This is a genomic window from Sinorhizobium sp. BJ1 (genome assembly GCF_002531555.1).
Classification (GTDB): domain Bacteria; phylum Pseudomonadota; class Alphaproteobacteria; order Rhizobiales; family Rhizobiaceae; genus Sinorhizobium; species Sinorhizobium fredii_B.
This window is the reverse complement of record NZ_NWTH01000006.1, coordinates 81755-105044: the sequence shown is the minus strand read 5'-3', so window position 1 is coordinate 105044 and position 23290 is coordinate 81755. Positions and strand designations below refer to the sequence as shown.

The window sequence follows — 23290 nt, the reverse complement described above, 5'->3', positions numbered from 1 at the left end:
ACCCGCAGGGCCTGGTCAGGCAGGGAGAAATCGAGGAGTAGTCGCTTGGAAGACCTTGCTGTGAAGGGGGTCTCGGCAGTTTCTGCCCAACCCGCTGGCACCGGTCACAACTGGCCGCGCAACGACGGTGTCGATCTCGACCTTTCCTGGGTGCTCGACCAGCGCGTCAATTTTTCCGCCGCCGAGCGGCGGGTCGCGACGCTGCCGGGTCGCCGGACCGTGAAAAAGGATGCGCAGGCCGCTTGGCTCTTGAAGGCGGTCACCTGCATCGATTTGACGACGCTCAATGGTGACGATACGACGGAGCGCGTTAAACGCCTCTGCGCCAAGGCGCGCCGGCCGGTGCGCCAGGATCTTCTCGACGCACTTGGCATGGGCGATCGCGATATCACCACCGGTGCCATCTGTGTCTATCACCGTTTCGTGTCGACGGCGGTCGACGCGCTCGAGGGCTCCGGAATTCCGGTGGCTGCGGTGTCCACCGGCTTCCCGGCAGGTCTCATTCCGCATGACGTCAAGCTCAAGGAAATCGAGGCTTCCGTCGCAGACGGCGCCAGGGAAATCGACATCGTCATTACGCGCGAGCATGTGCTGACCGGCAACTGGCAGGCGCTCTATGACGAGATGCGCGATTTCCGCGATGCCTGCGGCGATGCGCATGTGAAGGCGATCCTCGCGACCGGCGATCTCAAGACCTTGCGCAATGTCGCCCGCGCCTCGCTCGTCTGCATGATGGCCGGCGCCGACTTCATCAAGACCTCGACCGGCAAGGAGGGCGTCAACGCGACGCTGCTCGTCACCCTCGTCATGCTCAGGATGATCCGAGCCTACCAGGAGCGGACAGGCATCAAGGTTGGCTACAAGCCCGCCGGCGGCATTTCGGTGGCAAAAGACGTGCTGAACTACCAGTTCCTCATGAAGGAAGAGCTCGGCCGCGAATGGCTCGAGCCGGATCTCTTCCGCATTGGGGCATCGAGCCTGTTGGCAGACATCGAACGCCAGCTCGAACATCACGTCAGCGGCGCCTACTCGGCCCTCAACAGACACCCGATAGGATAATCCGATGAGCGTCGCCAGGTTTTTCGACGAAATGTCATATGGCCCCGCACCTGAAGGCGATAACGAGGTGCGCCAATGGCTCGCCCGCCATAAGGGCGCGTTCGGGCACTTCATCAACGGCGGCTTCGTCGCCTCCGCCTCCGGAAAGACTTTCGACAGTTTCGAACCGGCGACCGGTGCTCTGCTGGCGAAGATCGCGCTTGGCGGCCGCGAGGACGTCAACGCCGCCGTGGCCGCGGCCCGCAAGGCGCAAGGTCCCTGGGCGAAGCTCTCCGGCCATGCCCGGGCAAGGCATCTCTATGCGCTGGCGCGCATGATCCAGCGTCACGCGCGGCTGATCGCCGTGGTCGAAGCGCTCGACAACGGCAAACCGATCCGCGAAACGCGCGACATCGACATTCCGCTTGCCGCCCGTCATTTCTACCACCACGCCGGCTGGGCGCAGCTTCAGGAAACAGAGTTCGCGGATCAGGTGCCGGTCGGCGTTGTCGGCCAGGTCATCCCTTGGAACTTTCCCTTCCTGATGCTCGCCTGGAAAGTGGCGCCGGCGCTGGCGCTTGGCAATACGGTCATTCTGAAGCCTGCGGAGTTCACGCCGCTGTCGGCGCTTCTTTTCGCCGAGCTTGCCACTGCGGCCGGCCTGCCGCCGGGCGTCCTCAACGTGGTGACCGGCGAGGGCGAGACGGGTGCGCTGATCGTCGAGCACGACGACATAGACAAGATCGCCTTCACCGGCTCGACCGAGGTCGGCCGCCTGATCCGTGAAAAGACCGCCGGTACCGGCAAATCGCTGACGCTCGAGCTCGGCGGCAAGTCGCCCTTCATCGTCTTCGACGACGCCGATGTCGACGCGGCGGTAGAAGGCGTGGTGGATGCGATCTGGTTCAACCAGGGCCAGGTCTGCTGCGCCGGGTCGCGTGTGCTCGTCCAGGAAGGCGTGGCACCGCGGTTTCACGAACGCCTGAAGCGGCGCATGGGGACGTTGCGGGTCGGCCATCCGCTCGACAAGGCGATCGACATGGCTGCGATCGTCGCCCCGGTGCAATTGCAGCGGATCCAAAGCCTGGTCAGCCAGGGTGTGACGGAAGGGGCGGCACTTTACCAGCCGCCGATCGAGCTGCCCAAGGGCGGCAGCTTCTATCCGCCGACGCTTCTGACTGCCGTGCAGCCGACCTCCGTCGTCGCCACGGAGGAAATTTTTGGACCGGTCGCCGTGTCGATGACCTTCCGCACCCCGGAAGAGGCGATCCAACTTGCCAACCATTCTCGCTACGGCCTTGCGGCCAGCGTCTGGAGCGAGACGATCGGTCTCGCCCTGCATGTCGCGGCGAAGCTCGCCGCCGGCGTCGTCTGGGTCAATGCCACCAATCTTTTCGACGCTTCGAGCGGCTTCGGCGGAAAACGCGAATCCGGCTTCGGCCGCGAAGGCGGCAGGGAAGGCTGCTACGAATATCTGAAGCCGAAGGCCTGGCTGGGACGCAAGCTCCGGAACGATCAGAGTGCGCCGGTGCTCAAGCCGGTTGCGAGCGATTTCGCGCTGCCATCGCTCGATCGCACCGCCAAGCTCTTCATCGGCGGCAAGCAGGCGCGGCCCGACGGAAACTACTCGCGCCAAATCCTGTCGCCGAAGGGCAGGGTGCTCGGCGAGGTCGGCGAGGGCAACCGCAAGGACATCCGCAACGCCGTGGTCGCGGCGCAGGCGGCGTCGAGCTGGTCGTCGGCAACGGCGCACAATCGCGCGCAGATCCTCTATTACATTGCCGAGAACCTGAGCGGCCGGGCGGCGGAATTTGCCGACCGCATCGGCACAATGACCGGCGTCTCGGCGGCCAATGCGAAGGCCGAGGTCGAAGCTTCGATCGCCCGTCTCTTCAGCTATGGCGCCTGGGCGGACAAATACGAAGGCGTCGTGCACCAGCCGCCCTTGCGCGGCGTCGCACTTGCCATGCCGGAGCCGCAGGGCGTCGTCGGAGTGATCTGCCCGCCGGAGGCACCGCTGCTCGGTTTCCTCAGCCTCGTCGCGCCGCTGATTGCCGTCGGCAATCGCGTCGTTGCCGTTCCGAGCGAGCCGCATCCGCTTGCCGCTACGGATTTCTATTCGGTGCTGGAAACCTCCGACGTTCCAGCCGGCGTCGTCAACATCGTCACCGGCTCGGCGACGGAACTTGCCAAGACGCTCGCCGCCCATAATGACGTCGACGCACTCTGGGCCTTCGGCACGGCGGACCTGTCGACGCTGGTCGAGAAGCTGTCGGTCGGCAATCTGAAACGCACCTTCGTCGACTACGGCAAGGCCATCGACTGGTTGGACCGTTCGGCAGCCGAAGGGCAGCCGTTCCTGTGGCGGGCCGTCGACGTCAAGAACATCTGGATCCCCTACGGCGAGTGAGGGATCCGCGCATACCGTCCGGCGGGGAGCCGGCCGGCGTAGAGGAAGCATTTGCATAAATGAGCGTCGCTGGCGGGATCACGCCGTCGGGCGGCCGTCGAATTGGTGCTTTGGAGGAGGACTGACATGCTCAAGAATATTGACCCGGCGCTCAATGCGGACGTGCTGCACGCGCTCCGATCCATGGGGCATGGTGACACGCTGGTGATCTCCGACACCAACTTCCCATCCGACGCAATCGCCCGACAGACGCGGCTCGGCAAACTCCTCCACATCGACAACGTCTCCGCCGCGCGCGCCGTCAAGGCGGTCCTTTCGGTGCTGCCGCTCGACACGCCGCTCCAGCCATCGGCCGGACGCATGGAAATCATGGGCGCGCCGGACGAGATTCCGGCAGTTCAAAGCGAGGTCCAGGCCGAGATCGATCGTGCCGAGGGCAGGCCGGCGCCAATGTACGGCATCGAACGCTTCGCTTTCTACGAGGAAGCAAAAAACGCCTATTGCGTCATCACCACCGGCGAGACGCGGTTCTACGGCTGCTTCCTGTTCACCAAGGGGGTCATTCCGCCTGAAACTGCCTGAAAAACCAGCGGTTTTTTGAGGGAGGAGGCTCAGCATGAAGACAGGCGTTTCGATCCTCGGGATCTTCGTGGCGGATACGGCCTATCTGGCGTCCCGCATGCCGCGGATCGGAGAGACGATTACCGGCAGCGGCTTCTCCGTCGGACCCGGCGGCAAAGGCTCGAACCAGGCGGTGGCGGCGGCGCGGGCCGGCAGCCAGGTCTCGTTCATCTCGAGGCTCGGACGCGACACGTTCGGCGAGATGGCGCTGAAGACCTATGCCGAGGCGGGCGTGACGCCGAAGATCCTGCAGATGGACGATCTGCCGACCGGTGCGGCCTTCATCTATGTCAACGACGAGAACGGCGAGAATGCCATCATCGTCTATCCCGGCGCCGCCGGCTCGATCGATGTCCAAGATGTGGAAGCCGCCCGTCAAACGATCGAGAATTCGCGGATCTTCGTGACCCAGCTCGAACAGCCGGCGGCCGCCGCCGAAAGGGCGCTTGGGATCGCCCATGCGGCAGGCGTCACGACCGTGTTCAACCCGGCGCCGGCCGAACCCTTTCCGGAAAGCATCTATCCGCTCTGCGACTACATCGTCCCGAACGAAACGGAAGCGGCAGCGCTTGTCGGCTTTGCGCTGCCGACGCCCGACGATGCCCGGCGCGCCGGGGACGTGCTTTTGAAAAAGGGTGCGAAGACCGCGCTGATCACGCTTGGCGAGCGTGGCGTGCTCTACCACACCGACAGTCAGTCGGTGCTCGTTCCCGCAGTCGCCAGCGGTCCGGTGATCGACACCACCGGTGCGGGGGACGCTTTCGTCGGCGGCTTTTCGGCCGCGCTGGCCCGGGGGCTGTCGCCCGTCGAGGCGGTGCGGTTCGGCTGCGCGACGGCCGGCATCGCGGTCACGCGCCGCGGGACGGCCCCGGCAATGCCGACGCTGGATGAGATCAAGACGCTGCTCGCAAGGGGAGCGGCGGCATGACCCGCAACGACCCGATCAAGCATTTCTTCATTTGGCCGGCATTGATCATCGTTCTGCTGATCTCGATCTTTCCGCTCGTCTATTCGCTGACGACGAGCTTCATGAGCATGCGGCTCGTGCCGCCGATGCCGGCTCGCTTCGTCGGCTTCGGCAACTATGCCGACCTCCTATCGAACCCGCGCTTCTGGCACGTTGCCGGCACGACGACGCTGATCGCCTTCGTTTCCGTCGGGCTGCAATATGTGATCGGCCTTTCCGTAGCGCTGGCGCTGAATTCCCGCGTACCGGGCGAGGGGATTTTCCGCGTCGGTTTTCTGCTGCCGATGCTCGTTGCCCCGGTCGCCGTTGCGCTCGTCGCGCGCCAGATCCTCAATCCGACCATGGGGCCGTTGAACGAGTTCATGACGCTCTTCGGCTTTCCCAACCTCCCGTTCCTGACCCGGACAAGCTGGGCGCTCGGCTCGATCATCGTGGTCGAGGTCTGGCAATGGACGCCCTTCGTCATCCTGATGCTGCTGGCAGGACTGCAAACCCTGCCTGACGATGTCTACGAGGCAGCGGCACTCGAGAACGCCACGCCCTGGCAGCAGTTCCGCGATATCACCTTTCCGATGCTGCTGCCGATCTCGGCCGCCGTCGTCTTCATCCGGCTCATCGAGAGCTACAAGATCATGGACACGGTCTTTGTCATGACCGGCGGCGGACCGGGCGTGTCGACCGAGACACTGACGCTGTTTGCCTATCAGGAAGGCTTCAAGAAGTTCAACCTCGGCTACACGTCGGCGCTGTCTTTCCTTTTCCTGATCCTCATCACGGTGATCGGCCTCGTCTATCTGGCGGTGCTCAAGCCCTATCTGGAGAAGCACAAATGAGCGTGCGCACTCTTCAGGGAAAGCGGCGTTGGCTGGCACTCGGCGGCTGCCTGCTATGGCTCGCCTTCACCTTGTTTCCGCTCTATTGGGTGGCGATCACGTCGTTCAAGACGCCGCTTGCCGTTGTCGGCGGGCCGACCTATCTGCCGTTCGTCGATTTCGAACCGACGCTGACGGCGTGGAACGAGCTCGTCTCCGGCGCGCGCGGCGCCTTCTACAACACCTTCGTCGCCTCCCTGATCGTCAGCCTGTCCGCTGCGGTGCTTGCGACCGGCATCGGCGCCATGGCCGCCTACGCGCTCGTCCGCTTCACCTTTCGTTTTCGGCTGCTTTCCGCCCTCATCTTCGTGGTCGTCGCCTTCAGCGGGTTTCTGTTGGGACGATACGCACTCGGCTTCGGCCAGGGAATTTCGCTCATCTATTCGTTCATCGCCGCGCTCGCTCTCGCGGTGATCTCCAGCCGCTTCCGCCTGCCAGGCCCCGAACTTGGCAACAACGACATCGTCTTCTGGTTCGTGAGCCAGCGCATGTTTCCGCCGATCGTCGCCGCCTTCGCGCTCTATCTCATGTACACGGAAGTCGGAAAGCTCGGCTTCAAGCTCGTCGACAGCTATATCGGGCTGACCTTCGCCTATATCGCCTTCTCGCTGCCGATCGTCGTCTGGCTGATGCGCGATTTCTTCGAGGCGCTGCCGATCGAGGTGGAGGAGGCGGCGATGGTCGACAACGTGCCGTCTTGGCGGATCTTCTTCGGCATCGTCTTGCCGATGTCGAAACCGGGCCTCATCGCGACCTTCATGATCACGCTCGCCTTCGTCTGGAACGAGTTCCTCTTCGCGCTCTTCCTGACGAGTTCGAAATGGCAGACGCTACCGATCCTGGTCGCCGGGCAAAACAGCCAGCGCGGCGACGAGTGGTGGTCCATATCGGCCGCCGCACTTGTCGCGATCATCCCGATGATGGTCATGGCCGGACTCTTGAGCAGGTTGATGCGGTCGGGCCTGCTCCTGGGAGCGATCAAGTGACTGCACGCATTTTCTAGATTTGCAAGGTTCACTCAGAGGGAGGAAAAAATGAGGAAGCTTATGCTCGCATCTACCGCCGCCGGCCTGCTGGCCGCGGCGGCCAATGGAACGGCCTTTGCCTGTGAGCCGGACTTCAGCGGCGTGGAACTCACCGCTACGACCCAGACCGGCCCCTATATTGCATCCGCTCTTCAGATCGCCGCCAAGGGTTGGGAGGAGAAAACCTGCGGCAAGGTGAAAGTCGTCGAGTTTCCCTGGTCCGAGCTTTATCCGAAGATCGTGACCTCCCTGACCGCCGGCGAGGACGCCTTCGACGTCATCGCCTTCGCGCCTGCCTGGGCGCCGGATTTCACCGACTTCCTCGCCGAAATGCCGGCGGAGATGCGGCAGGGCTCCGCCTGGGAAGACATCGCGCCGGTCTACCGTGAACAGTTGATGGTCTGGAACGGCAAGGTCCTTTCGCAGACCATGGACGGCGATGCCCATACCTACACCTATCGCATCGACCTTTTCGAGAACGCCGACAACCAGAAGGCCTTCAAGGAGAAATACGGTTACGACTTGGCGCCGGCGAAGACCTGGAAGCAATATCTCGACATCGCCGAGTTCTTCAATCAGCCGGCGAACAACCTCTGGGGCACTGCCGAAGCCTTCCGCCGTGGCGGCCAGCAGTTCTGGTTCCTGTTCAGCCATGTGGCCGGCTATACAAGCCATCCCGATAATCCGGGCGGCATGTTCTTCGACCCGGATACGATGGACGCGCAGGTCAACAATCCCGGCTGGGTACGCGGCCTGGAGGAATATATCCGCGCTTCCAAGCTTGCGCCGCCGAATGCGCTCAACTTCTCCTTCGGCGAGGTGAACGCCGCCTTTGCCGGCGGACAGGTCGCTGAATCGATCGGCTGGGGCGACACAGGTGTCATTGCCGCCGACCCAAAGCAGTCGAAGGTTGCCGGAAAGGTGGGCTCGGCGTCTCTGCCCGGAGCGGACGAGATCTACAACTACAAGACCAAGAAGTGGGACAAGTTTGATCAGGTCGTGCAGACCTCCTTCATGGCCTTCGGCGGGTGGCAGGCAGCCGTGCCGAGCTCGTCCACGAAGCAGGAAGCCGCCTGGAACTATATCCAGTATCTGACAAGCCCCGAGGTCTCGGCGCAGGCGGCCATTACCGGCGGCACGGGCGTCAATCCGTACCGACTTTCGCACACCACCAATCTCGAACTCTGGTCGAAGATCTTCTCGGAGCGCGAAGCGAAGGAGTATCTAGGCGCGCAGAAGGACGCGGTCACTGCCAAGAACATCGCCCTCGACATGCGGCTACCCGGTTACTTTTCCTATACCGAGGTGCTCGAGATCGAACTCTCCAAGGCACTTGCCGGTGAAGTGACGCCGCAGCAGGCGCTCGATACGGTGGCCGAGCAATGGAACAAGCTGACCGACGAGTTCGGCCGCGACAAGCAGCTTGCCGCCTATCGCTCTTCGATGGGCCTGCCGCAGAAATAAGTGATCGATGCCCGCTCCGGCCACCCGGTGCGGGCGTCATGTGGGCGCCGGACAGCCGGCGCCCATCTTTCGCAGTGCGTTCCCCGGCTTTGGCCAGGGGGTCTCGAGAAAGGCATTCGAATGTCGCAGGTCCGCCTGGAACAAGTCACCAAATCCTTCGGCAGCGTTAAGGTCATTCCGCCGCTCGATCTTTCGATCGCCGACCGCGAGTTCGTCGTTCTCGTCGGTCCGTCCGGCTGCGGCAAGACGACGACGCTGCGAATGATTGCCGGTTTGGAAACTGCGTCTTCCGGCACGATCCGGATCGGCGAGCGGGATGTCACCGACCTTCGTCCAGGCCTGCGCAACTGCTCGATGGTGTTCCAGAACTACGCCCTCTATCCGCATATGACGGTCGCCGAGAACATCGGCTACGGCATGAAGGTACGCGGCACGCCGAAGAGCGACATCGAAACATCCGTGGCGGAGGCCGCCCGTATCCTGAACCTCGGCGCCTATCTCAGCCGCAAGCCCAGCGCCCTTTCCGGCGGCCAAAGGCAGCGCGTCGCGATCGGCCGGGCGATCGTCCGTCAGCCTGACGTGTTCCTCTTCGACGAGCCGCTTTCGAACCTCGACGCAAAGCTCCGGATCGAAATGCGCACCGAGATCAAGCTCCTGCACCGGCGGCTCCAGACCACTGCCGTCTATGTGACGCATGATCAGGTTGAAGCGATGACCATGGCGGACCGTGTCGTGGTGATGAACCAGGGGCGCATCGAACAGGCTGCCGATCCGATCACCCTCTATGAGGCGCCTGCCAATCTTTTCGTTGCCGCCTTCATCGGCGCACCCAGCATGAATTTCATCGAAGGCATTCTCGAACGCGGCGATGCAGGGCTCACGTTCCGAGCGCCCGGCGATGTCGCCTTTCCGCTTCCGGACGAGCGGGCCCAGAAACTTGGCGCTCATATCGGCGAGGCGGTCGTGCTCGGCATTCGGCCCGAACACACGATTGCCACCGATGCAGGTCTTCCGCGGATCAAGCTGCAGGTGCGCGATATCGAGCCGCTCGGTCCGCACACGCTGGTGATCGGAAAGGCAGGATCTGCATCGTTCACCGCCCAGGTGCACGCTGCGGCGCGCATTTCGCCGGACGACGTGATCGAAGTGCCGATCGACATGGCTAAGGTCCATTTCTTCCTGAAGAATACGGGAGAAGCCGTCGGGCGGTGAACGGGGGCCCACACCCGACACGCCGTCCTCAGTTCGACCGTGCTCCATGGCTGGATCCCGAAAATGCTGAAATATTGCATTCGCTACAGGTGATGAGGAAGCGCCCGATGGCCGAGCTTAGAGTGAAGACGAGGGAAGCGGGCGCGACGGCGGTCGTCGCACGGACCGGTTTCCCGTATGTGACCTCGGTTACCGGCGGTGGGCTCGACATCGTCACCAGCCCATCGCAGGCCGGATTTGGACCGCTCGACCTTCTCTACGCGTCGCTGGCAAGCTGCCTTGTGCTCAGCGCGCGGATCGCCGCAAGCCGCTTCGGCGTGCTCGACAGGCTCGTCGAGATTTCCGCCAAGGTGACCGGCAAAAAGGCGCATGACGAGCCGTCACGGGTCGCCCGCTTCGATATCGAATTCGTGATCAGGGGCGACTTCGACGACGCGGTACGGCACGCTATTGCCGAAGCGGCGGAAGCCGAGATCTGCGCGGTCAGCAATACGCTGCGCGGCCATCCGGAATTCACAAGCAAGGTCTCCGGTTAACTTGAAGGGAACAGTTCTCGATGACATCGCGTCCGGTCTACCATTTCAATTCCATCATCGCGCGCACCCCTTCGCGATCCGTCGTCGACGGACTGCGCGCGGAGGATCGCGGAAGACCGACCTATGAGGGCGTCAAGGCCGAGCACGATGCCTATCTGGCGGCAATGCGCCAAGCCGGCGTGAAGACAACGGTGCTACCGCCGCTCGAGGCCTTCCCGGATTCGATCTTCGTCGAAGACCCGGCGCTCGTCTTCACCGAGGGTGCGATCGTTCTGCGCCCGGGCGCGGCCACGCGCATAAGGGAAACCGAGGAAATCGCGCCGACGCTGCGCGAGATGTTCGACACGGTCCTCGATCTGCCGGCGGGCTACGCCGACGGTGGCGACGTGTTGACAACGGGGGAGAGCGTAATGATCGGCCTTTCGGCCCGCACCGACAGGGCAGGCGCCGAGGCGCTGCGGACTTGCCTTGACAGGCTCGGTCGCAAGAGCGAGGTCGTCGCCACACCTGATGGGGTTCTTCACTTCAAGACCGATTGCTCGCTGCTCGACGACGAAACGATCCTTTCCACCAACCGCCTGGCTCGATCCGGCGTCTTCAAGAAATTCAGGCAGATGATCATCCCGGAAGGCGAGGAGCCGGCCGCCAATGCGTTGCGCGTCAACGACGTGGTGATGGTCGGCGCCGATTTCCCGCGTACGATCGAGATGATCGACAAGGCCGGCTACAAGGTGGTGCCCTTGAAGACGACGGAGATAGGCAAGATCGACGCCGGGCTTTCCTGCATGTCGCTGAGGTGGTTCAGCAGCGGAAAAGGCGAATGAATCCGTGCCGCACAGGGCAACGCGCAGTGCCGGTCGTCGCGAGCGCGTAGTCTCGACAGTACGACCTGCTTAATTGTTCGAGTGCACCCGATCTGCTATCATTTAACAGAGGCTAATACGGCTGGAACAGCCGCAGGCCGATACCATGAGAACCATGAACTCGATCCGGGAGAATGGTTATGAAACGGGCTCTGATGGCCGCTGCCCTTTTGGCGGCGAGCAGTTTCGTTGCAACGGCAGAAGCCGCAGACGACGCTGCATTGATCAAGAGCGCTGAATCCGCTGCGCCCGCTGCAGTAGCGAGCGGCGCTGCGATCCACGCCATGGATGAGAAGGGTACCATGCGCACCGTGAGGGAGGGCACCAGTGGTTTCTGGTGCATGCCGGACAACCCGGTTACGCCAGGCCCCGACCCGATGTGCGGCGATGCCAATGCGATGGAATGGGCTATGGCATGGATCCAGAAAAAGGAGCCTCCGAAAGGCAAGATAGGCTTTCTGTACATGCTTGCCGGCGGCACCGACGCAAGCAACACCGATCCCTATGCGACAAAGCCCGAAGAGGGCAACAACTGGGTGGAAACCGGCCCGCATGTCATGATCGTCAATGCGATGGACATGATGCAAGGCTATCCGACGGATCCCAAGCCGGACACGTCGAAGCCGTATGTGATGTGGGCGGGCACTCCCTATGCCCACCTCATGATACCCGTGAAATAGCGAAAGCGAAAACGTCGAGCGCATCGCCGAAGATCCACAAATCGCCTGCCCCGGGAACAGGTCCGACAGCACGAACTAAACCAAACGTGCGGCCGGCCACGAGCTTGTTTTCAGCGCTGACATATCGACAGCTGGGCCCGGGTGCGGCATCGTTTCGATAGCTTGCAGTTTGAGAGAGCACGCCCCGATTGCGCCGAACGCGCGGAACAAGCCCGATCCATGTTCCGTTTACCTGCGGACCTGAGGGCGCATGAACACGGCCCTGTGAGCGATTAAGGCCTCCGTGTCAGTGCACACGCGAGGCTTCGTTATGTGCGATGGCTAAACGAATCATGCGCGGAGCCTCCTATGGAAGACTTCCTACTGTTCGCAGCGGTCGGGTTTCTGGCCCAGGCGGTCGACGGCGCTCTCGGAATGGCCTATGGCGTGATCTCTTCGACGGTGCTCCTCACCTTCGGCGTGCCGCCGGCGCAAGCATCGGCTTCAGCTCATGCTGCGGAATTGTTCACCACTGCCGCCTCCGGATCGGCCCATCTCTATCATCGCAACATCGACTGGAAGCTGTTTCGGCGGCTCGTTCCCTTTGGCGTCGGTGGCGGGATCCTGGGCGCCTTCGTACTCACCTCGTTTGACGGAGACCAGGTCAAGCCATTCGTTACAGCCTATCTCGCAATTATTGGGAGCTGGCTGTTATACCGGTCCTTTCATCGCATTCCGACGAACCCAGTGAAGATGAGAGTTGTCGCGCCCTTGGGCGCAACCGCCGGCTTTCTGGATGCCGCAGGTGGAGGCGGCTGGGGTCCTGTTGCCACCACCGGGCTGCTCGGCGCGGGCGGACAGCCGCGTTTTGTGATCGGCACCGTCAATGCGAGCGAGTTCCTGATTGCACTTTCGGTGTCGCTGAGCTTCCTCGCCACGATTGTAACCGGCCACTGGGAGGAAGCCGGCGAATTCGGCGATCACCTGACATCCGTCGGCGGGCTGATCATAGGAGGCGTTTTGGCGGCGCCGCTGGCGGGATGGATGGTCAAGGCATTAAAGGAGAAGACACTCCTGCGGCTTGTCGGGTCGCTGATCACGCTTCTGGCCGGCTACCAGACGCTCGAGCTGACGGGATTGCTCTGAGAACTGTAGACAAGGACAGTCCTCGAACTACTTCGCAGGCGTAAGATCTCCAAAGACTGTCGGGATCAGTTCCGAAACCGTCGGGTGGATATGCATGGCGCGGCTGATCGTCGTATAGGGTCTCCTCGCATACATCACGTCGAGGATGCTCTGAATGGCCTCGTCGCCGCCAGTGCCGAGGATGGAGGCGCCGAGTATTTCCTTCGTATCGGCGTCGACGAGCACCTTCATGAAGCCTTGCGTCTCGCCCTTTTCGACGGCGCGGCCGACGCGCGTCATCGGCCTTGTGCCGATCAGGAGCTTGCGGCCGCTCTTGCGCGCCTCGGTCTCGGTCATGCCGGCGCGACCGAGCGGCGGGTCGATATAGAGCGCATAGGTCTGGATGCGGTCGCTGACGCGGCGCGGGTCATTGTCGATGAGGTTCGCGGCAACGATCTCGAAATCATTGTAGGACGTATGGGTGAAGGCACCCCGGCCGTTGCAGTCGCCGATCGCGAAAATGTGCGGCACGTTGGTGCGCAGGAAATCATCGACCTCCACATAGCCGCGCGCGTCGGTCTTCACACCGGCCCTGTCGAGCCCGAGATCGTCCGTATTAGGTCGGCGGCCGGTGGCAAGCAGCACATCGGAACCGATGACTTCCGGGGCTCCCGACGTGCAGTCGACACCGGCAGTGATGCCGTCGTCATGCCGGGCGAAGCGAATGCACTCAGCGTTGAGGCGAATATGGATTCCCTCTGTTTCAAGAATCGCTCGGATCGCATCCGAGACGTCCGGGTCTTCCCGCGCGATCAGGCGCGGCCCCTTTTCGATCACGGTGACCTCGGAACCGAAGCGACGGAATATCTGCGCGAATTCGAGCCCGATATAGCTGCCGCCGACGATGAGCAGATGCCTGGGCAGGTGGTCGAGATCCATGATCGAGCTATTGGTGAGATAGGGCACCTCGCTGACACCCGGAAAATCGGGGATCGCCGCGCGCCCGCCCACGTTGAGAAAGATCTGCTCGCCGGAAATCAGCTGTTCGCCGACGCGGATGTCGGTCGGGCCCTCGAAGCGCGCATGGCCCTCCAGCACGGTGCAGTTCTTCATGCCCTTAAGCCAGGACTCGACGCCCGCACGAGAATCGAGCGTCACCTTTTCCTTGCGCGCCATCACCCGGGCGAAATCGACGGAAATGGGGCCGGTCGTCATGCCGTATTCGGCGCCGCGGCGCGCCGTGTGGATGGCGTAGGCGCTCGCGACCATGGCCTTGGTCGGCATGCAGCCGGTGTTGACGCAGGTGCCGCCGAAGAGTTTACGCTCGACGAGCGCTACGGATTTGCCGGCATCCGTCAACCGTCCGGCGAGCGACGGTCCGGCCTGGCCGGCGCCGATGATGATCGCGTCGAAATGCTTGCTCATGATGACACCACCCAGAGCGCCAGCAGAATGGCGACAAGGTCTTCGAGGAGGGCGATCGGCAGGTCCTTGCCGCCAATCGCCGTAACGAGCCGCTTGCGCGTTTCGTAACCGCCGAGTGTACCGATGATCGCACCGATGCCTCCGGCAACGGCGCCGCCGACCAAAGAGCCACTTGCAGTGCCGATCACCGCGCCGCAGAAACCGCCGCTGACGATACGCGCGCCGAATTGCTGCGGAACCTTGCGGCTCGGCGTGCTCGGCAGCTGGTCGGTGACGTATTCGACGAGCGCCAACAGACCGAAAATGTATGGCGTGAAGCGGTAACCCACAAAGGCGGCCCAACTGTTGGCAACGGGCAACCAGCCGGCCGCCGCGGCGAAGCTGACGGCCGCCGGCGCGGTCATGACCCGCAAGCCCGCTACCACGCCGATCAGAAGCGCAAGAATATAGACGGACATCCCATCCCCCGAACGGCATTTCAAGGACTGCGCGGCGGCTGCCGCGAAAACGCGACTGGCTTGCGGCCGCCTCGGATATGCTGGCATTCTAAAATGAAATAGTGGCGATCGACTATCGTGGGCCCTGAGGACTGCGCGCTGTGAGGCGGACCCAACGGAAGAGTGGCCGACTTCCGCTTTGATTGCAACCCGGTAGTACGTAGCTTGACCTCGGGCATCCCGAAGTTCAACCATAAGTTCCTGCGAGTCCGTTGCTCTGTTCTTTGCTGAACCCTGACATATATGGATGCTCTAACCGGACGCAGCGGAGAGCCGTGACGGCCGCGGGATCAATTGAGGGAGACAATCATGCGCCTGCCCCTGATGAAGACACTTATCGGCACCGCTCTTGCCTTTGCGCTGACCTCCGCGGCGGCCAAGGCCGACGTCGTGGTTTCCTCCAAGATCGACACGGAGGGCGGCGTTCTCGGCAACATCATTCTCGCCGTGCTGAATGCCAATAACATCAAGACCACGGACCGGGTCCAGCTAGGCGCCACTCCCGTCGTTCGCAAGGCGATCACTGCCGGCGAAATCGACATCTATCCCGAATATACCGGCAACGCCGCTTTCTTCTTCGAGAAGGCCGACGATGCGGCCTGGAAGGACGCCGCCAAGGGTTATGAACTGGCAAAGAAGCTCGACTACGACGCCAACAAGATCGTGTGGCTGACACCATCGCCGGCCAACAACACCTGGGCGATCGCGCTGCGCAAGGAGGTGGTCGAGAAGAACAGCCTCAAGACGCTTTCCGACTTCGGGAAATATGTCAGTGGCGGCGGCGATGTCATCCTGGCGGCGTCCTCCGAGTTCGTGAATTCCGCCGCTGCCTTGCCCGCATTCCAGACCGCCTACGCCTTCACCCTCAAGCCGGAGCAACTGATCACGCTGTCAGGCGGCGATACGGCTGCGACGATTGCGGCGGCTGCGAACCAGACGAATGGCGCCAATGCGGCGATGGTCTACGGCACAGACGGCGGCATCGCACCCTCCGGTCTCGTCGTTCTCGAGGACGACAAGAACGTCCAGCCGGTCTATCAGCCGACGCCGATCATCCGGGAAGCGGTGCTGAAGGAGAACCCGAATATCGAGACTCTTCTGAAGCCCGTCTTCGAAAAGCTCGATCTCGTCACGCTGCAGGAATTGAATGGCCGCGTGCAGGTCGGCGGCGAACCGGCGAAAGCGGTCGCCGAGGACTTTTTGAAGAAGAACGGCTTTCTGCAGTAGGCTGACAAGAAAGCGTTGTCCGATGCCGGATCGGGCAACGCGGATAATGCGTCGAGCGGATCATTTCATGGCGATCGGTGTCATCCGAGAAACAGAGCGCAGGACCCTCCCTTTTGACAAGCTCGGCGTGATCATTGCGGCTCTGGCGGTTTACGGTGCGTTTCTTGCGCCCTTCGCGACGTTCCGGGCAAACCGCATCGTCCAGGGCGAGGGAAAAGCGATCCTCGAGGCGTTGCCGCCATCGTTCGGCTACGGGCTTCTCGCCCTTGTGGCGTTCGGTACGGTCGTTGCGCTTTTCAAGACATCCGTCCTCGTCCGCATGGCCGCGGCCTTTGCTATCCTCGTTGCGCTGTGCTTTCTGATCGGCAGTGCCGCCGGCAATCTGGTCCCGGCGGACAATGCCTATGCGCGCGTCTCACCGGCTTCCGGCTTCTGGATTCTTGTCTTTGCATTCGCGCTTCTGGTTGCCGATGCATTGACGCGGCTGAGCCCTGGACCCGGCCTGCGGCTTCTTTTCCTGGCCGGGGCCCTGGCCCTCGTCGGGGCAATGCTCGTCACGGGCCGATGGGACGGACTTTCGATACTCAAGGAATATGCGAGCCGGGCCGACACGTTCTGGGCGGAGGGCGGCCGCCACCTGACCCTGGCGCTCGGATCACTCGCTGCGGCAACGCTCGTCGGACTGCCGCTCGGCATCCTCTGCCATCGCGTCGACCGACTGCGTGCGGCCGTGTTGAATGTGCTGAACGCCATCCAGACGGTTCCGTCAATTGCTCTCTTCGGAATTCTGATCGCGCCGCTCGGCTGGGTTGCGGCGCATGTGCCGGGTGCCGAGGCGATCGGCGTGCGTGGGATCGGCGTCGCTCCCGCCTTCGTTGCGCTTTTTCTTTATTCGCTGCTGCCAGTGGTCGCCAATACCGTCGTCGGGCTCGCCGGCGTGCCGCGCGCCGCAAACGATGCCGCACGCGGTCTCGGCATGACCGAATGGCAGCGGCTCGTGGCCGTCGAGTTCCCCTTGGCCTTTCCGGTCATCCTTACCGGTATCCGCATCGTGCTCGTGCAGAATATCGGGCTTGCGACCATCGCGGCCCTCATCGGCGGCGGTGGCTTCGGCGTCTTCGTCTTCCAGGGCATAGGCCAGACGGCCATGGATCTCGTGCTGCTTGGCGCGGTTCCGACCGTCGTGCTCGCCTTCACCGCCGCGATAGTGCTTGACGCCCTGATCGAAGTGACGGGTCCGAAACACAGCCGGGGCAAGGCCGCATGATCGAATTCGACGGCGTTACCAAGCGTTACGACGAAACCGTGGTGGTGAGCGGCGTCTCGCTGACCGTCATGCCGCATACGATCACCGTCATCGTCGGTACATCGGGCTCGGGGAAGACCACGCTGATCCGGATGGTCAACCGTCTGGTCGAGCCGACCTCCGGCGCGATCCGCATCGATGGCGAGGACAATCGCTCGGTGCCGGAATTCGAACTGCGCCGCCGGATCGGCTATGCGATCCAGGGCCACGGGCTCTTCCCGCATCGCACAGTGGCACAGAACATCGCCACCGTGCCGACGCTGCTCGGCTGGGAGAGGGCGCGGATAAAGGCGAAGGTGGAAGAGTTGCTGACGCTCTTCCAACTCGATCCGGATTTCTTCGGACCGCGTTATCCGCATGAACTCTCCGGCGGTCAACAGCAGCGCGTCGGCGTTTCGCGGGCGCTTGCGGCGGAACCAAACCTGCTCCTGATGGATGAACCCTTCGGCGCCCTCGACCCGATCATCCGCGCCAAGGCCCAGGACGATCTTCTCGCCATCCAGAAGCATTTCGGCACGACGATCATCCTCGTCACCCACGACATGGAGGAGGCCTTCCATCTCGCCGACCGGATCGCCGTCATGGACAAGGGCGAGGTGGTGCAACACGGAACGCCGGCCGAGATGCTCGTGCGCCCCGCCACGCCTTTCGTCGAGGAACTGATCGGCGCCCCTGAACGGCCGTTCCGCTTGCTTGCCATCGAGACGGCCGGCGATGCCGTCGAGCCCGGTGCGGCCGAAGGCACGCCGATACCGGAGGCGCTCAGCCAACGCGAGGCGCTTTCCGAACTCTTGTGGTCCGGGCGGTCCGCATTGCCGGTCGCAGCCGCGGATGGCGCCATCATCGGCAAGGTCAGCCTCAATGGCCTGGTGAAACGCGCGGCGAGGCCGCAGTGATGGCGTCGCTGCCCACGCTCCTGCGGCTGGCAGTGTTCCTTCTGTTGCTGGCTTTTCTGCTGCAGCCCGGCTGGTTCGAGCCGCTGCTCAAGCCGCTGGTTCAGGAGAACGCCCCGGCGGTCTACAACCGAGGCAGCCTTTTCTGGCTGACGCTCCTCCATCTTCGCACCGTGCTCGTTGCGACATTTGCCGCGACCGTCGTTGCCGTGTCGCTGGCGATCCTCGTGACACGAGAGGCCGGCGCGGAATTCCTGCCGCTGTCGCGCAGCCTCGTGAATATCGGCCAGACCTTCCCGCCGGTGGCGGTGTTGGCGCTCTCGGTTCCGATCTTCGGCTTCGGCGAGAAGCCGACGCTGATTGCGCTTTTTCTCTATGGATTGCTGCCGATCTTCGAGAATGCCCTGACGGGGCTCACGACCTTACCGCCGGCGGTGATCGAGGCGGCCCGCGGCGCCGGCATGACCGAGCGCCAACGGCTCGTCCAGATCGAGTTTCCCTTGGCTTTGCCGGTGATCCTCACCGGCATTCGGCTTTCCGTGGTGATCAGCCTCGCAACGGCAACGATCGGCTCGACGGTGGCGGCCAAGACGCTCGGCGAGGTCATTATCGCCGGGTTGCAGTCGAACAATCTCGCCTTTGTTCTGCAGGGGGGGCTTATCGTCGCCGCGCTGGCGGTTCTCATCCACGACGCGCTTCAAGCCTTGGAGCGTGCGCTCGCGGGACGCACTCACGCATAGCGCAGCCTCACTTGGACGCGTTGCCCCCATGCGGAAGCCGCTCGCCGGGCCCTGATGAAAATGAATTTCACATTCTCTCTAAACATTCGAATTTTTGTTGACGTAAGGAGAATTCTATCCCAGTCTACGAAAAATAATTACGAAATGGGAACGGCATCAGCATGAAAGTCGGGATAATCGGACTCGGATTCCGTCTCGGATATCTGGGCTATGTCTTCAAGGCGATCGACGAAAGCTTCGAGATCGCGGGCTATGTCGACCCGGCCCCTGCGGGCCTTGCCACGCTTGCGGAAAATGGCATTTCGGCGGGAAGAGCGTATGCCACGCCGGAGGAACTGATTGCCGGCGAGAAACTCGACCTCCTGATGATCGGCTCGCCGAACCACATGCATCTCGACCATATCCGCATCGGTCTCGAAGCGGGTCTCAAGGTTTTTTGCGAAAAGCCGATCGTCAGCACGATCGAGCAAAGCGTCGCACTCGCGGCGCTTCTGGGGAAGCACGGCCACGACCGCTTGATGGTGGGCCTCGTGCTGCGTTATGCGCCGATGTACCGCGATCTTCGCGCCGCCCAGGCTGCGGGAACTCTTGGCCAGATTGTTTCGATCGAGGCGGCCGAGCATATCGAGCCCTATCACGGCGCATTCTTCATGCGCGACTGGCGCCGCTACGGACGTTATGCCGGCAGCTTCATGCTCGAGAAATGCTGCCATGATCTCGATCTCTACAACGGCGTCGTCGGCGCCCGGCCGGAGCGCGTGGCGAGTTTTGGCGGACGCAAGAGCTTCGTTCCCGCCAATGATCCTGCCCGCGACGGCATCAACGACCTGCAGCTATTCCATAGCAAGCCGAGCGGCTGGCTGGGCTCCGACAAGGTCTTCGACAGCGACGGCGACATCATCGACTATCAGGTGGCGATCATCGAATACGCCAACGGCGTGGCGATGAACTTCCACACGAACCTCAACGTCCCGGACCAGTTCCGCCGTTTCTGCGTGATGGGATCTCGCGGCATGGCGGAGGGCGACTTCATCCGCGGCTATCTCGACGTGCACGAGGTGCTCTCCGGCAAGAAGGTGGTCGAGAAGAAATATGCCAAGGAGACGGCGCTCTCGCAGCACTACGGTGCGGATGAGCAGATGGCGGCCGAGATCATCGCCCATATCCGGGACAGTGGCCCGCTTCCGGTCTCGCCGCTCGATGCGCTGGAAGCCGGTATCCTGGCACTCTCCATGGACGATGCGCGGATGAAGAGAACGGTCGTGGACCTGCGGCCGCTCTGGGACCGCTTCGACGAAGCCCTGCACGCCCGTGCGGCCTGACGGGGGAAGCGGGATGAGTGTTCGCCGCAGCACCGTCATCTTCGCCTGGATCCTGCTTCTTCCGGCTGTTCTCTACGTGACGGTGATCGTCGCCTATCCGCTCGTCGATACGTTCATCCTGTCGTTCACGGATGCCTCGCTCAAGAAGACGACCAAATGGGTCGGCACCGCCAATTACGACAAGATTTTCAACGCTACCTTTGCGGAAGTGATCGTCCGTACCTTCGTCTGGACCGCCGTTTCAGTGGCGATCAAGATGATCATCGGCACTTTCGGCGCGGTCATGCTGAATGCCGCGGTGCCGGGACGAGCGCTGTTCCGAGTGCTGACCATGCCGCCCTGGATCGTGCCGATGGCGATCGGCATCTTCATGTGGGGCTGGATGTATAACGGCCAGTTCGGGATGATCTCCGGCATGCTGCAGAACTGGGGGCTGGTGGATGGCCCGGTCGCCTTCCTCGCCCATGGCTCCACAGCCTTCTGGGCGACGATCATTACCGATGTCTGGATCGGCGTGCCGCTGGTGACGCTCTACATGCTCGCCTCGATGCAGGCGATCCCGCAGGACCTTTACGAGGCGGCCTGGACGGACGGAGCAGGGCGCTTCTACCGGCTCCGGCGCATCACCCTGCCGCTGCTCGTGCCGTCGATGATCACCATGTCGATGCTGTCGCTGATCGCCACTTTCAACTCGTTCGACATCATCTGGATCCTGACGCAGGGCGGGCCGAACGGCGACACGACGACGATGATCATCGACACGTACAGAACCGCCATAGGCTCGAAGAAATACGGGGAGGGGGCAGCACGCGCCGTGCTGATCTGCATCTTCCTGTCGATCTTCTGCATCGCCTATTTCCGTGTCACGCATCGTCTTGCCTCGGGAGAGCACCGATGAGCCAGCCCGCCATGATCAACCGCTACCGCTGGTACGAGCTCGTCGGCATCTATACGGGCATCTTCGTCTTCCTGACCTTCATTCTTTCGCCCTTTGTCGAAGGCTTCCTCGTATCGCTAAAGCCGCTCGGGCTGCTGTTTTCCTCGCCCTATCGGTTCTGGCCGAAGAACGGGTCCTTCGAAGCCTATCGCAGCATGTGGGTGAGCGTGCCGGGCTTCGCCCGCTACATTTTCAACTCCTTCTTCATTTCCATCATCGTCACAACGGTCGTGCTGGCGCTGGTGGTGCCGGCGGCCTACGCCTTTGCGCGCTTCAAGTTCCGCGGCAACGGAACGTTGCTTGGTGCTTTCCTGGCGGTCAACATGTTCTCCGGTGCCGTGCTGCTGATCCCGCTCTTCCGGCTGATGCGCAGCTTCGGCGTGCTCAACACCTATTTCGCGATGATCGTGCCGGGTGTGGCCTTCCTCATTCCCTCGGCGATCTGGCTCCTGCGCACCTATATGCTGCGCATCCCGCGCGAATTGGACGAAGCAGCCTTCGTCGATGGCGCCAGCCATTTCTACACGCTTCGTCGCGTGATCCTGCCGATCGCCATGCCCGGCATCACTGTCGTCGCGATTACCACTTTCATCGGCTCCTATGCCCAGCAGTTCATCTTTGCGCTGACCTTCAACTCAAAGACCGAATACATGCCGCTGCCGGTGGGGCTCTTCGCCTATTTCGGCCGGCAGGAGGTGGTCTGGAACGAGCTGATGGCCGCAAGCTTCGTCGGCATCGCGCCGGCCGTGATCGTGATCTTCTTCCTTCAACGCTATCTCGTCAGCGGTCTGACCGCCGGCGCGGTGAAACAATAAGCAACCACCAGAGAACGGGAGTCCTATCAGTGACCATCGCTTACAAAACCGCGTTTTTTGCGCTTGCCCTGCTCGGATCGACCGCGCTCGGCAGCGTTGCCGCACAGGCCGCCGACCAGGAGATCAGCTGGATCTATTGCGGCGACAAGATCGATCCAATCCACGAGAAATACATCAAGGAATGGGAAGGCAAGAACCCCGGCTGGAAGGTGACGCCGGAAGTCGTCGGCTGGGCCCAGTGCCAGGACAAGGCAACGACGCTCGCCGCGGCCGGCACGCCGGTCGGCATGGCCTATGTCGGATCCCGCACGCTCAAGGAATTCGCCGAGAACGACCTGATCGTCCCGGTGCCGATGACCGAGGAAGAGAAGAAGAGCTACTATCCAAACATCGTCGACACGGTGACCTTCGAGGACAACCAGTGGGGCGTACCGATCGCCTTCTCGACCAAGGCACTCTACTGGAACAAGGACCTCTTCAAGCAGGCCGGCCTCGACCCGGAGATACCGCCGAAGAACTGGGCCGATGAAATCGCCTTCGCCAAGCAGATCAAGGAAAAGACTGGCATTCCGGGCTACGGTCTGCCGGCCAAAACCTTCGACAACACCATGCACCAGTTCATGCACTGGGTTTACACCAACAACGGCAAGGTCATCGACGGCGACAAGATCGTCATCGACAGCCCCGAAGTGCTCGCGGCGCTGCAGGCCTACAAGGACATCACACCCTATTCCGTGGAAGGGGCAACGGCTTACGAGCAAAACGAAATTCGCGCCATCTTCCTTGACGGCAAGGTCGGCATGATCCAGGCCGGCTCCGGCGCAGCCGCGCGCCTGAAGGAAACGAAGATCAACTGGGGTATCGCGCCGCTTCCGCTCGGCCCCTCGGCCAAGGGCGAAGGCACGCTTCTGATCACCGACAGCCTGGCGATCTTCAAGGACACGGGCGTCGAGGAAAAGGCGATCGAATTCGCCAAGTTCATCACCTCTCCCGGTCCGCAGGGCGAGTACGAACTGCAGGGCGGCGCAGGGTTGACGCCGCTGCGCCCGTCCCCGAAGGTCGATGAATTCGTCAAGGCCGATGCATCCTGGAAGCCTTTGATCGACGGGATCGCCTATGGAGGCCCAGAGCCGCTCTTCAAGGACTATAAAGGTTTCCAGAACACGATGATCGAGATGGTTCAGGCGGTGGTCACCGGCAAGGCCGAGCCGGCCGATGCCCTGAAGAAGGCGGCCGCCGACCTCGAGCAGTACAAGTAAGCCGACGGGGACCGCGGGGCTTGGCCCCGCGGTACCTACTTCAATCTTCGCGGAAGAGCCGCTTCTCGTCGGCGGCC

Annotated in this window: 22 protein-coding genes; 20 read left to right on the top strand and 2 right to left on the bottom strand. The window is 62.5% G+C overall.

Annotation, left to right across the window (positions count from 1 at the left end; all coding sequences use genetic code 11):
- Positions 1-45 precede the first annotated feature (45 nt).
- From deoC to CO676_RS11075, 12 genes are all read left to right on the top strand, one after another.
- A complete protein-coding gene (gene deoC, locus CO676_RS11130; RefSeq protein ID WP_097520986.1) occupies positions 46-1059 on the top strand; it encodes a deoxyribose-phosphate aldolase in 1014 nt (337 codons plus the stop codon).
- Positions 1060-1063: 4 nt separating this feature from the next.
- Positions 1064-3448 carry an aldehyde dehydrogenase family protein gene (locus CO676_RS11125; protein WP_097520984.1) on the top strand — a complete coding sequence of 795 codons (2385 nt, stop codon included), beginning with the start codon at positions 1064-1066 and terminating at the stop codon, positions 3446-3448.
- A 126-nt stretch (positions 3449-3574) separates the two neighbouring features.
- Positions 3575-4030, top strand: a complete 456-nt coding sequence (locus CO676_RS11120; protein WP_097520982.1) for an RbsD/FucU family protein — start codon at positions 3575-3577, stop codon at positions 4028-4030.
- Positions 4031-4064: 34 nt separating this feature from the next.
- Positions 4065-4997, top strand: coding sequence for a ribokinase (rbsK, locus tag CO676_RS11115; protein ID WP_097520980.1), 933 nt, complete (start codon positions 4065-4067; stop codon positions 4995-4997).
- Positions 4994-5869 carry a sugar ABC transporter permease gene (locus tag CO676_RS11110; protein ID WP_097520978.1) on the top strand — a complete coding sequence of 292 codons (876 nt, stop codon included), beginning with the start codon at positions 4994-4996 and terminating at the stop codon, positions 5867-5869. The genes rbsK and CO676_RS11110 overlap by 4 nt, the downstream gene beginning before the upstream one ends.
- On the top strand, positions 5866-6894 hold the full coding sequence (locus CO676_RS11105) for a carbohydrate ABC transporter permease (RefSeq protein WP_097520976.1): 1029 nt from the start codon (positions 5866-5868) through the stop codon (positions 6892-6894). Before CO676_RS11110 ends, CO676_RS11105 begins: the two co-directional genes overlap by 4 nt.
- A 48-nt stretch (positions 6895-6942) precedes the next feature.
- On the top strand, positions 6943-8397 hold the full coding sequence (locus CO676_RS11100) for an extracellular solute-binding protein (RefSeq protein WP_097520974.1): 1455 nt from the start codon (positions 6943-6945) through the stop codon (positions 8395-8397).
- 120 nt (positions 8398-8517) lie between these two features.
- Positions 8518-9609 (top strand): sn-glycerol-3-phosphate ABC transporter ATP-binding protein UgpC, encoded by a 1092-nt coding sequence (gene ugpC, locus CO676_RS11095; protein WP_097520972.1) that lies wholly within the window; start codon positions 8518-8520, stop codon positions 9607-9609.
- A 107-nt stretch (positions 9610-9716) separates the two neighbouring features.
- On the top strand, positions 9717-10145 hold the full coding sequence (locus CO676_RS11090; RefSeq protein ID WP_097520970.1) for an OsmC family protein: 429 nt from the start codon (positions 9717-9719) through the stop codon (positions 10143-10145).
- Positions 10146-10165: 20 nt separating this feature from the next.
- Positions 10166-10969 (top strand): arginine deiminase family protein, encoded by an 804-nt coding sequence (locus CO676_RS11085; protein WP_097520968.1) that lies wholly within the window; start codon positions 10166-10168, stop codon positions 10967-10969.
- Positions 10970-11148: 179 nt separating this feature from the next.
- Positions 11149-11688, top strand: a complete 540-nt coding sequence (locus tag CO676_RS11080) for a hypothetical protein (RefSeq protein WP_097520966.1) — start codon at positions 11149-11151, stop codon at positions 11686-11688.
- Positions 11689-12036: 348 nt separating this feature from the next.
- A complete protein-coding gene (locus CO676_RS11075; protein ID WP_014761785.1) occupies positions 12037-12813 on the top strand; it encodes a sulfite exporter TauE/SafE family protein in 777 nt (258 codons plus the stop codon).
- A gap of 27 nt (positions 12814-12840) precedes the next feature.
- On the opposite strand, the gene CO676_RS11070 is transcribed toward CO676_RS11075, so the two are convergent.
- Both CO676_RS11070 and CO676_RS11065 read right to left on the bottom strand, forming a co-directional pair.
- Complete coding sequence (locus CO676_RS11070; protein ID WP_097520964.1) at positions 12841-14217, bottom strand: FAD-containing oxidoreductase; 1377 nt, start codon at positions 14215-14217, stop codon at positions 12841-12843.
- Positions 14214-14675, bottom strand: coding sequence for a DUF4126 domain-containing protein (locus tag CO676_RS11065; RefSeq protein WP_097520962.1), 462 nt, complete (start codon positions 14673-14675; stop codon positions 14214-14216). The genes CO676_RS11070 and CO676_RS11065 overlap by 4 nt, the downstream gene beginning before the upstream one ends.
- Positions 14676-15023: 348 nt before the next feature.
- Between CO676_RS11065 and CO676_RS11060 the strand changes: the two genes are divergently transcribed.
- The 8 genes from CO676_RS11060 (at position 15024) to CO676_RS11020 (ending at position 23213) form a co-directional block, all read left to right on the top strand.
- Positions 15024-15941: an ABC transporter substrate-binding protein gene (locus tag CO676_RS11060; RefSeq protein WP_097520960.1), complete on the top strand. Its 918-nt coding sequence runs from the start codon at positions 15024-15026 to the stop codon at positions 15939-15941.
- Positions 15942-16008: 67 nt separating this feature from the next.
- Entirely contained in the window at positions 16009-17208 is a 1200-nt protein-coding gene (locus tag CO676_RS11055) for an ABC transporter permease (RefSeq protein WP_097521240.1), read from the top strand.
- Positions 17205-18143: an ABC transporter ATP-binding protein gene (locus CO676_RS11050; protein WP_097520959.1), complete on the top strand. Its 939-nt coding sequence runs from the start codon at positions 17205-17207 to the stop codon at positions 18141-18143. The genes CO676_RS11055 and CO676_RS11050 overlap by 4 nt, the downstream gene beginning before the upstream one ends.
- Positions 18143-18880, top strand: coding sequence for an ABC transporter permease (locus CO676_RS11045; protein WP_097520957.1), 738 nt, complete (start codon positions 18143-18145; stop codon positions 18878-18880). Before CO676_RS11050 ends, CO676_RS11045 begins: the two co-directional genes overlap by 1 nt.
- A gap of 161 nt (positions 18881-19041) precedes the next feature.
- Positions 19042-20202 (top strand): Gfo/Idh/MocA family oxidoreductase, encoded by a 1161-nt coding sequence (locus CO676_RS11035; RefSeq protein WP_097520955.1) that lies wholly within the window; start codon positions 19042-19044, stop codon positions 20200-20202.
- A 13-nt stretch (positions 20203-20215) separates the two neighbouring features.
- Positions 20216-21100, top strand: a complete 885-nt coding sequence (locus CO676_RS11030; RefSeq protein ID WP_097520954.1) for a sugar ABC transporter permease — start codon at positions 20216-20218, stop codon at positions 21098-21100.
- Positions 21097-21954: a carbohydrate ABC transporter permease gene (locus tag CO676_RS11025; protein ID WP_097520952.1), complete on the top strand. Its 858-nt coding sequence runs from the start codon at positions 21097-21099 to the stop codon at positions 21952-21954. The genes CO676_RS11030 and CO676_RS11025 overlap by 4 nt, the downstream gene beginning before the upstream one ends.
- Positions 21955-21983: 29 nt before the next feature.
- Complete coding sequence (locus CO676_RS11020) at positions 21984-23213, top strand: extracellular solute-binding protein (RefSeq protein ID WP_014761795.1); 1230 nt, start codon at positions 21984-21986, stop codon at positions 23211-23213.
- Positions 23214-23290 lie beyond the last annotated feature (77 nt).

Excerpts from the sequence above, each read along its gene's own strand:
- CO676_RS11125 (WP_097520984.1), top strand. The coding sequence starts at position 1,064 with ATGAGCGTCGCCAGGTTTTTCGACGAAATGTCATATGGCCCCGCACCT.
- CO676_RS11120 (WP_097520982.1), top strand. The coding sequence starts at position 3,575 with ATGCTCAAGAATATTGACCCGGCGCTCAATGCGGACGTGCTGCACGCG.
- rbsK (WP_097520980.1), top strand. The coding sequence starts at position 4,065 with ATGAAGACAGGCGTTTCGATCCTCGGGATCTTCGTGGCGGATACGGCC.
- CO676_RS11110 (WP_097520978.1), top strand. The coding sequence starts at position 4,994 with ATGACCCGCAACGACCCGATCAAGCATTTCTTCATTTGGCCGGCATTG.
- CO676_RS11105 (WP_097520976.1), top strand. The coding sequence starts at position 5,866 with ATGAGCGTGCGCACTCTTCAGGGAAAGCGGCGTTGGCTGGCACTCGGC.
- CO676_RS11100 (WP_097520974.1), top strand. The coding sequence starts at position 6,943 with ATGAGGAAGCTTATGCTCGCATCTACCGCCGCCGGCCTGCTGGCCGCG.
- ugpC (WP_097520972.1), top strand. The coding sequence starts at position 8,518 with ATGTCGCAGGTCCGCCTGGAACAAGTCACCAAATCCTTCGGCAGCGTT.
- CO676_RS11090 (WP_097520970.1), top strand. The coding sequence starts at position 9,717 with ATGGCCGAGCTTAGAGTGAAGACGAGGGAAGCGGGCGCGACGGCGGTC.
- CO676_RS11085 (WP_097520968.1), top strand. The coding sequence starts at position 10,166 with ATGACATCGCGTCCGGTCTACCATTTCAATTCCATCATCGCGCGCACC.
- CO676_RS11080 (WP_097520966.1), top strand. The coding sequence starts at position 11,149 with ATGAAACGGGCTCTGATGGCCGCTGCCCTTTTGGCGGCGAGCAGTTTC.
- CO676_RS11075 (WP_014761785.1), top strand. The coding sequence starts at position 12,037 with ATGGAAGACTTCCTACTGTTCGCAGCGGTCGGGTTTCTGGCCCAGGCG.
- CO676_RS11070 (WP_097520964.1), bottom strand. The coding sequence starts at position 14,217 with ATGAGCAAGCATTTCGACGCGATCATCATCGGCGCCGGCCAGGCCGGA.
- CO676_RS11065 (WP_097520962.1), bottom strand. The coding sequence starts at position 14,675 with ATGTCCGTCTATATTCTTGCGCTTCTGATCGGCGTGGTAGCGGGCTTG.
- CO676_RS11060 (WP_097520960.1), top strand. The coding sequence starts at position 15,024 with ATGCGCCTGCCCCTGATGAAGACACTTATCGGCACCGCTCTTGCCTTT.
- CO676_RS11055 (WP_097521240.1), top strand. The coding sequence starts at position 16,009 with ATGGCGATCGGTGTCATCCGAGAAACAGAGCGCAGGACCCTCCCTTTT.
- CO676_RS11050 (WP_097520959.1), top strand. The coding sequence starts at position 17,205 with ATGATCGAATTCGACGGCGTTACCAAGCGTTACGACGAAACCGTGGTG.
- CO676_RS11045 (WP_097520957.1), top strand. The coding sequence starts at position 18,143 with ATGGCGTCGCTGCCCACGCTCCTGCGGCTGGCAGTGTTCCTTCTGTTG.
- CO676_RS11035 (WP_097520955.1), top strand. The coding sequence starts at position 19,042 with ATGAAAGTCGGGATAATCGGACTCGGATTCCGTCTCGGATATCTGGGC.
- CO676_RS11030 (WP_097520954.1), top strand. The coding sequence starts at position 20,216 with ATGAGTGTTCGCCGCAGCACCGTCATCTTCGCCTGGATCCTGCTTCTT.
- CO676_RS11025 (WP_097520952.1), top strand. The coding sequence starts at position 21,097 with ATGAGCCAGCCCGCCATGATCAACCGCTACCGCTGGTACGAGCTCGTC.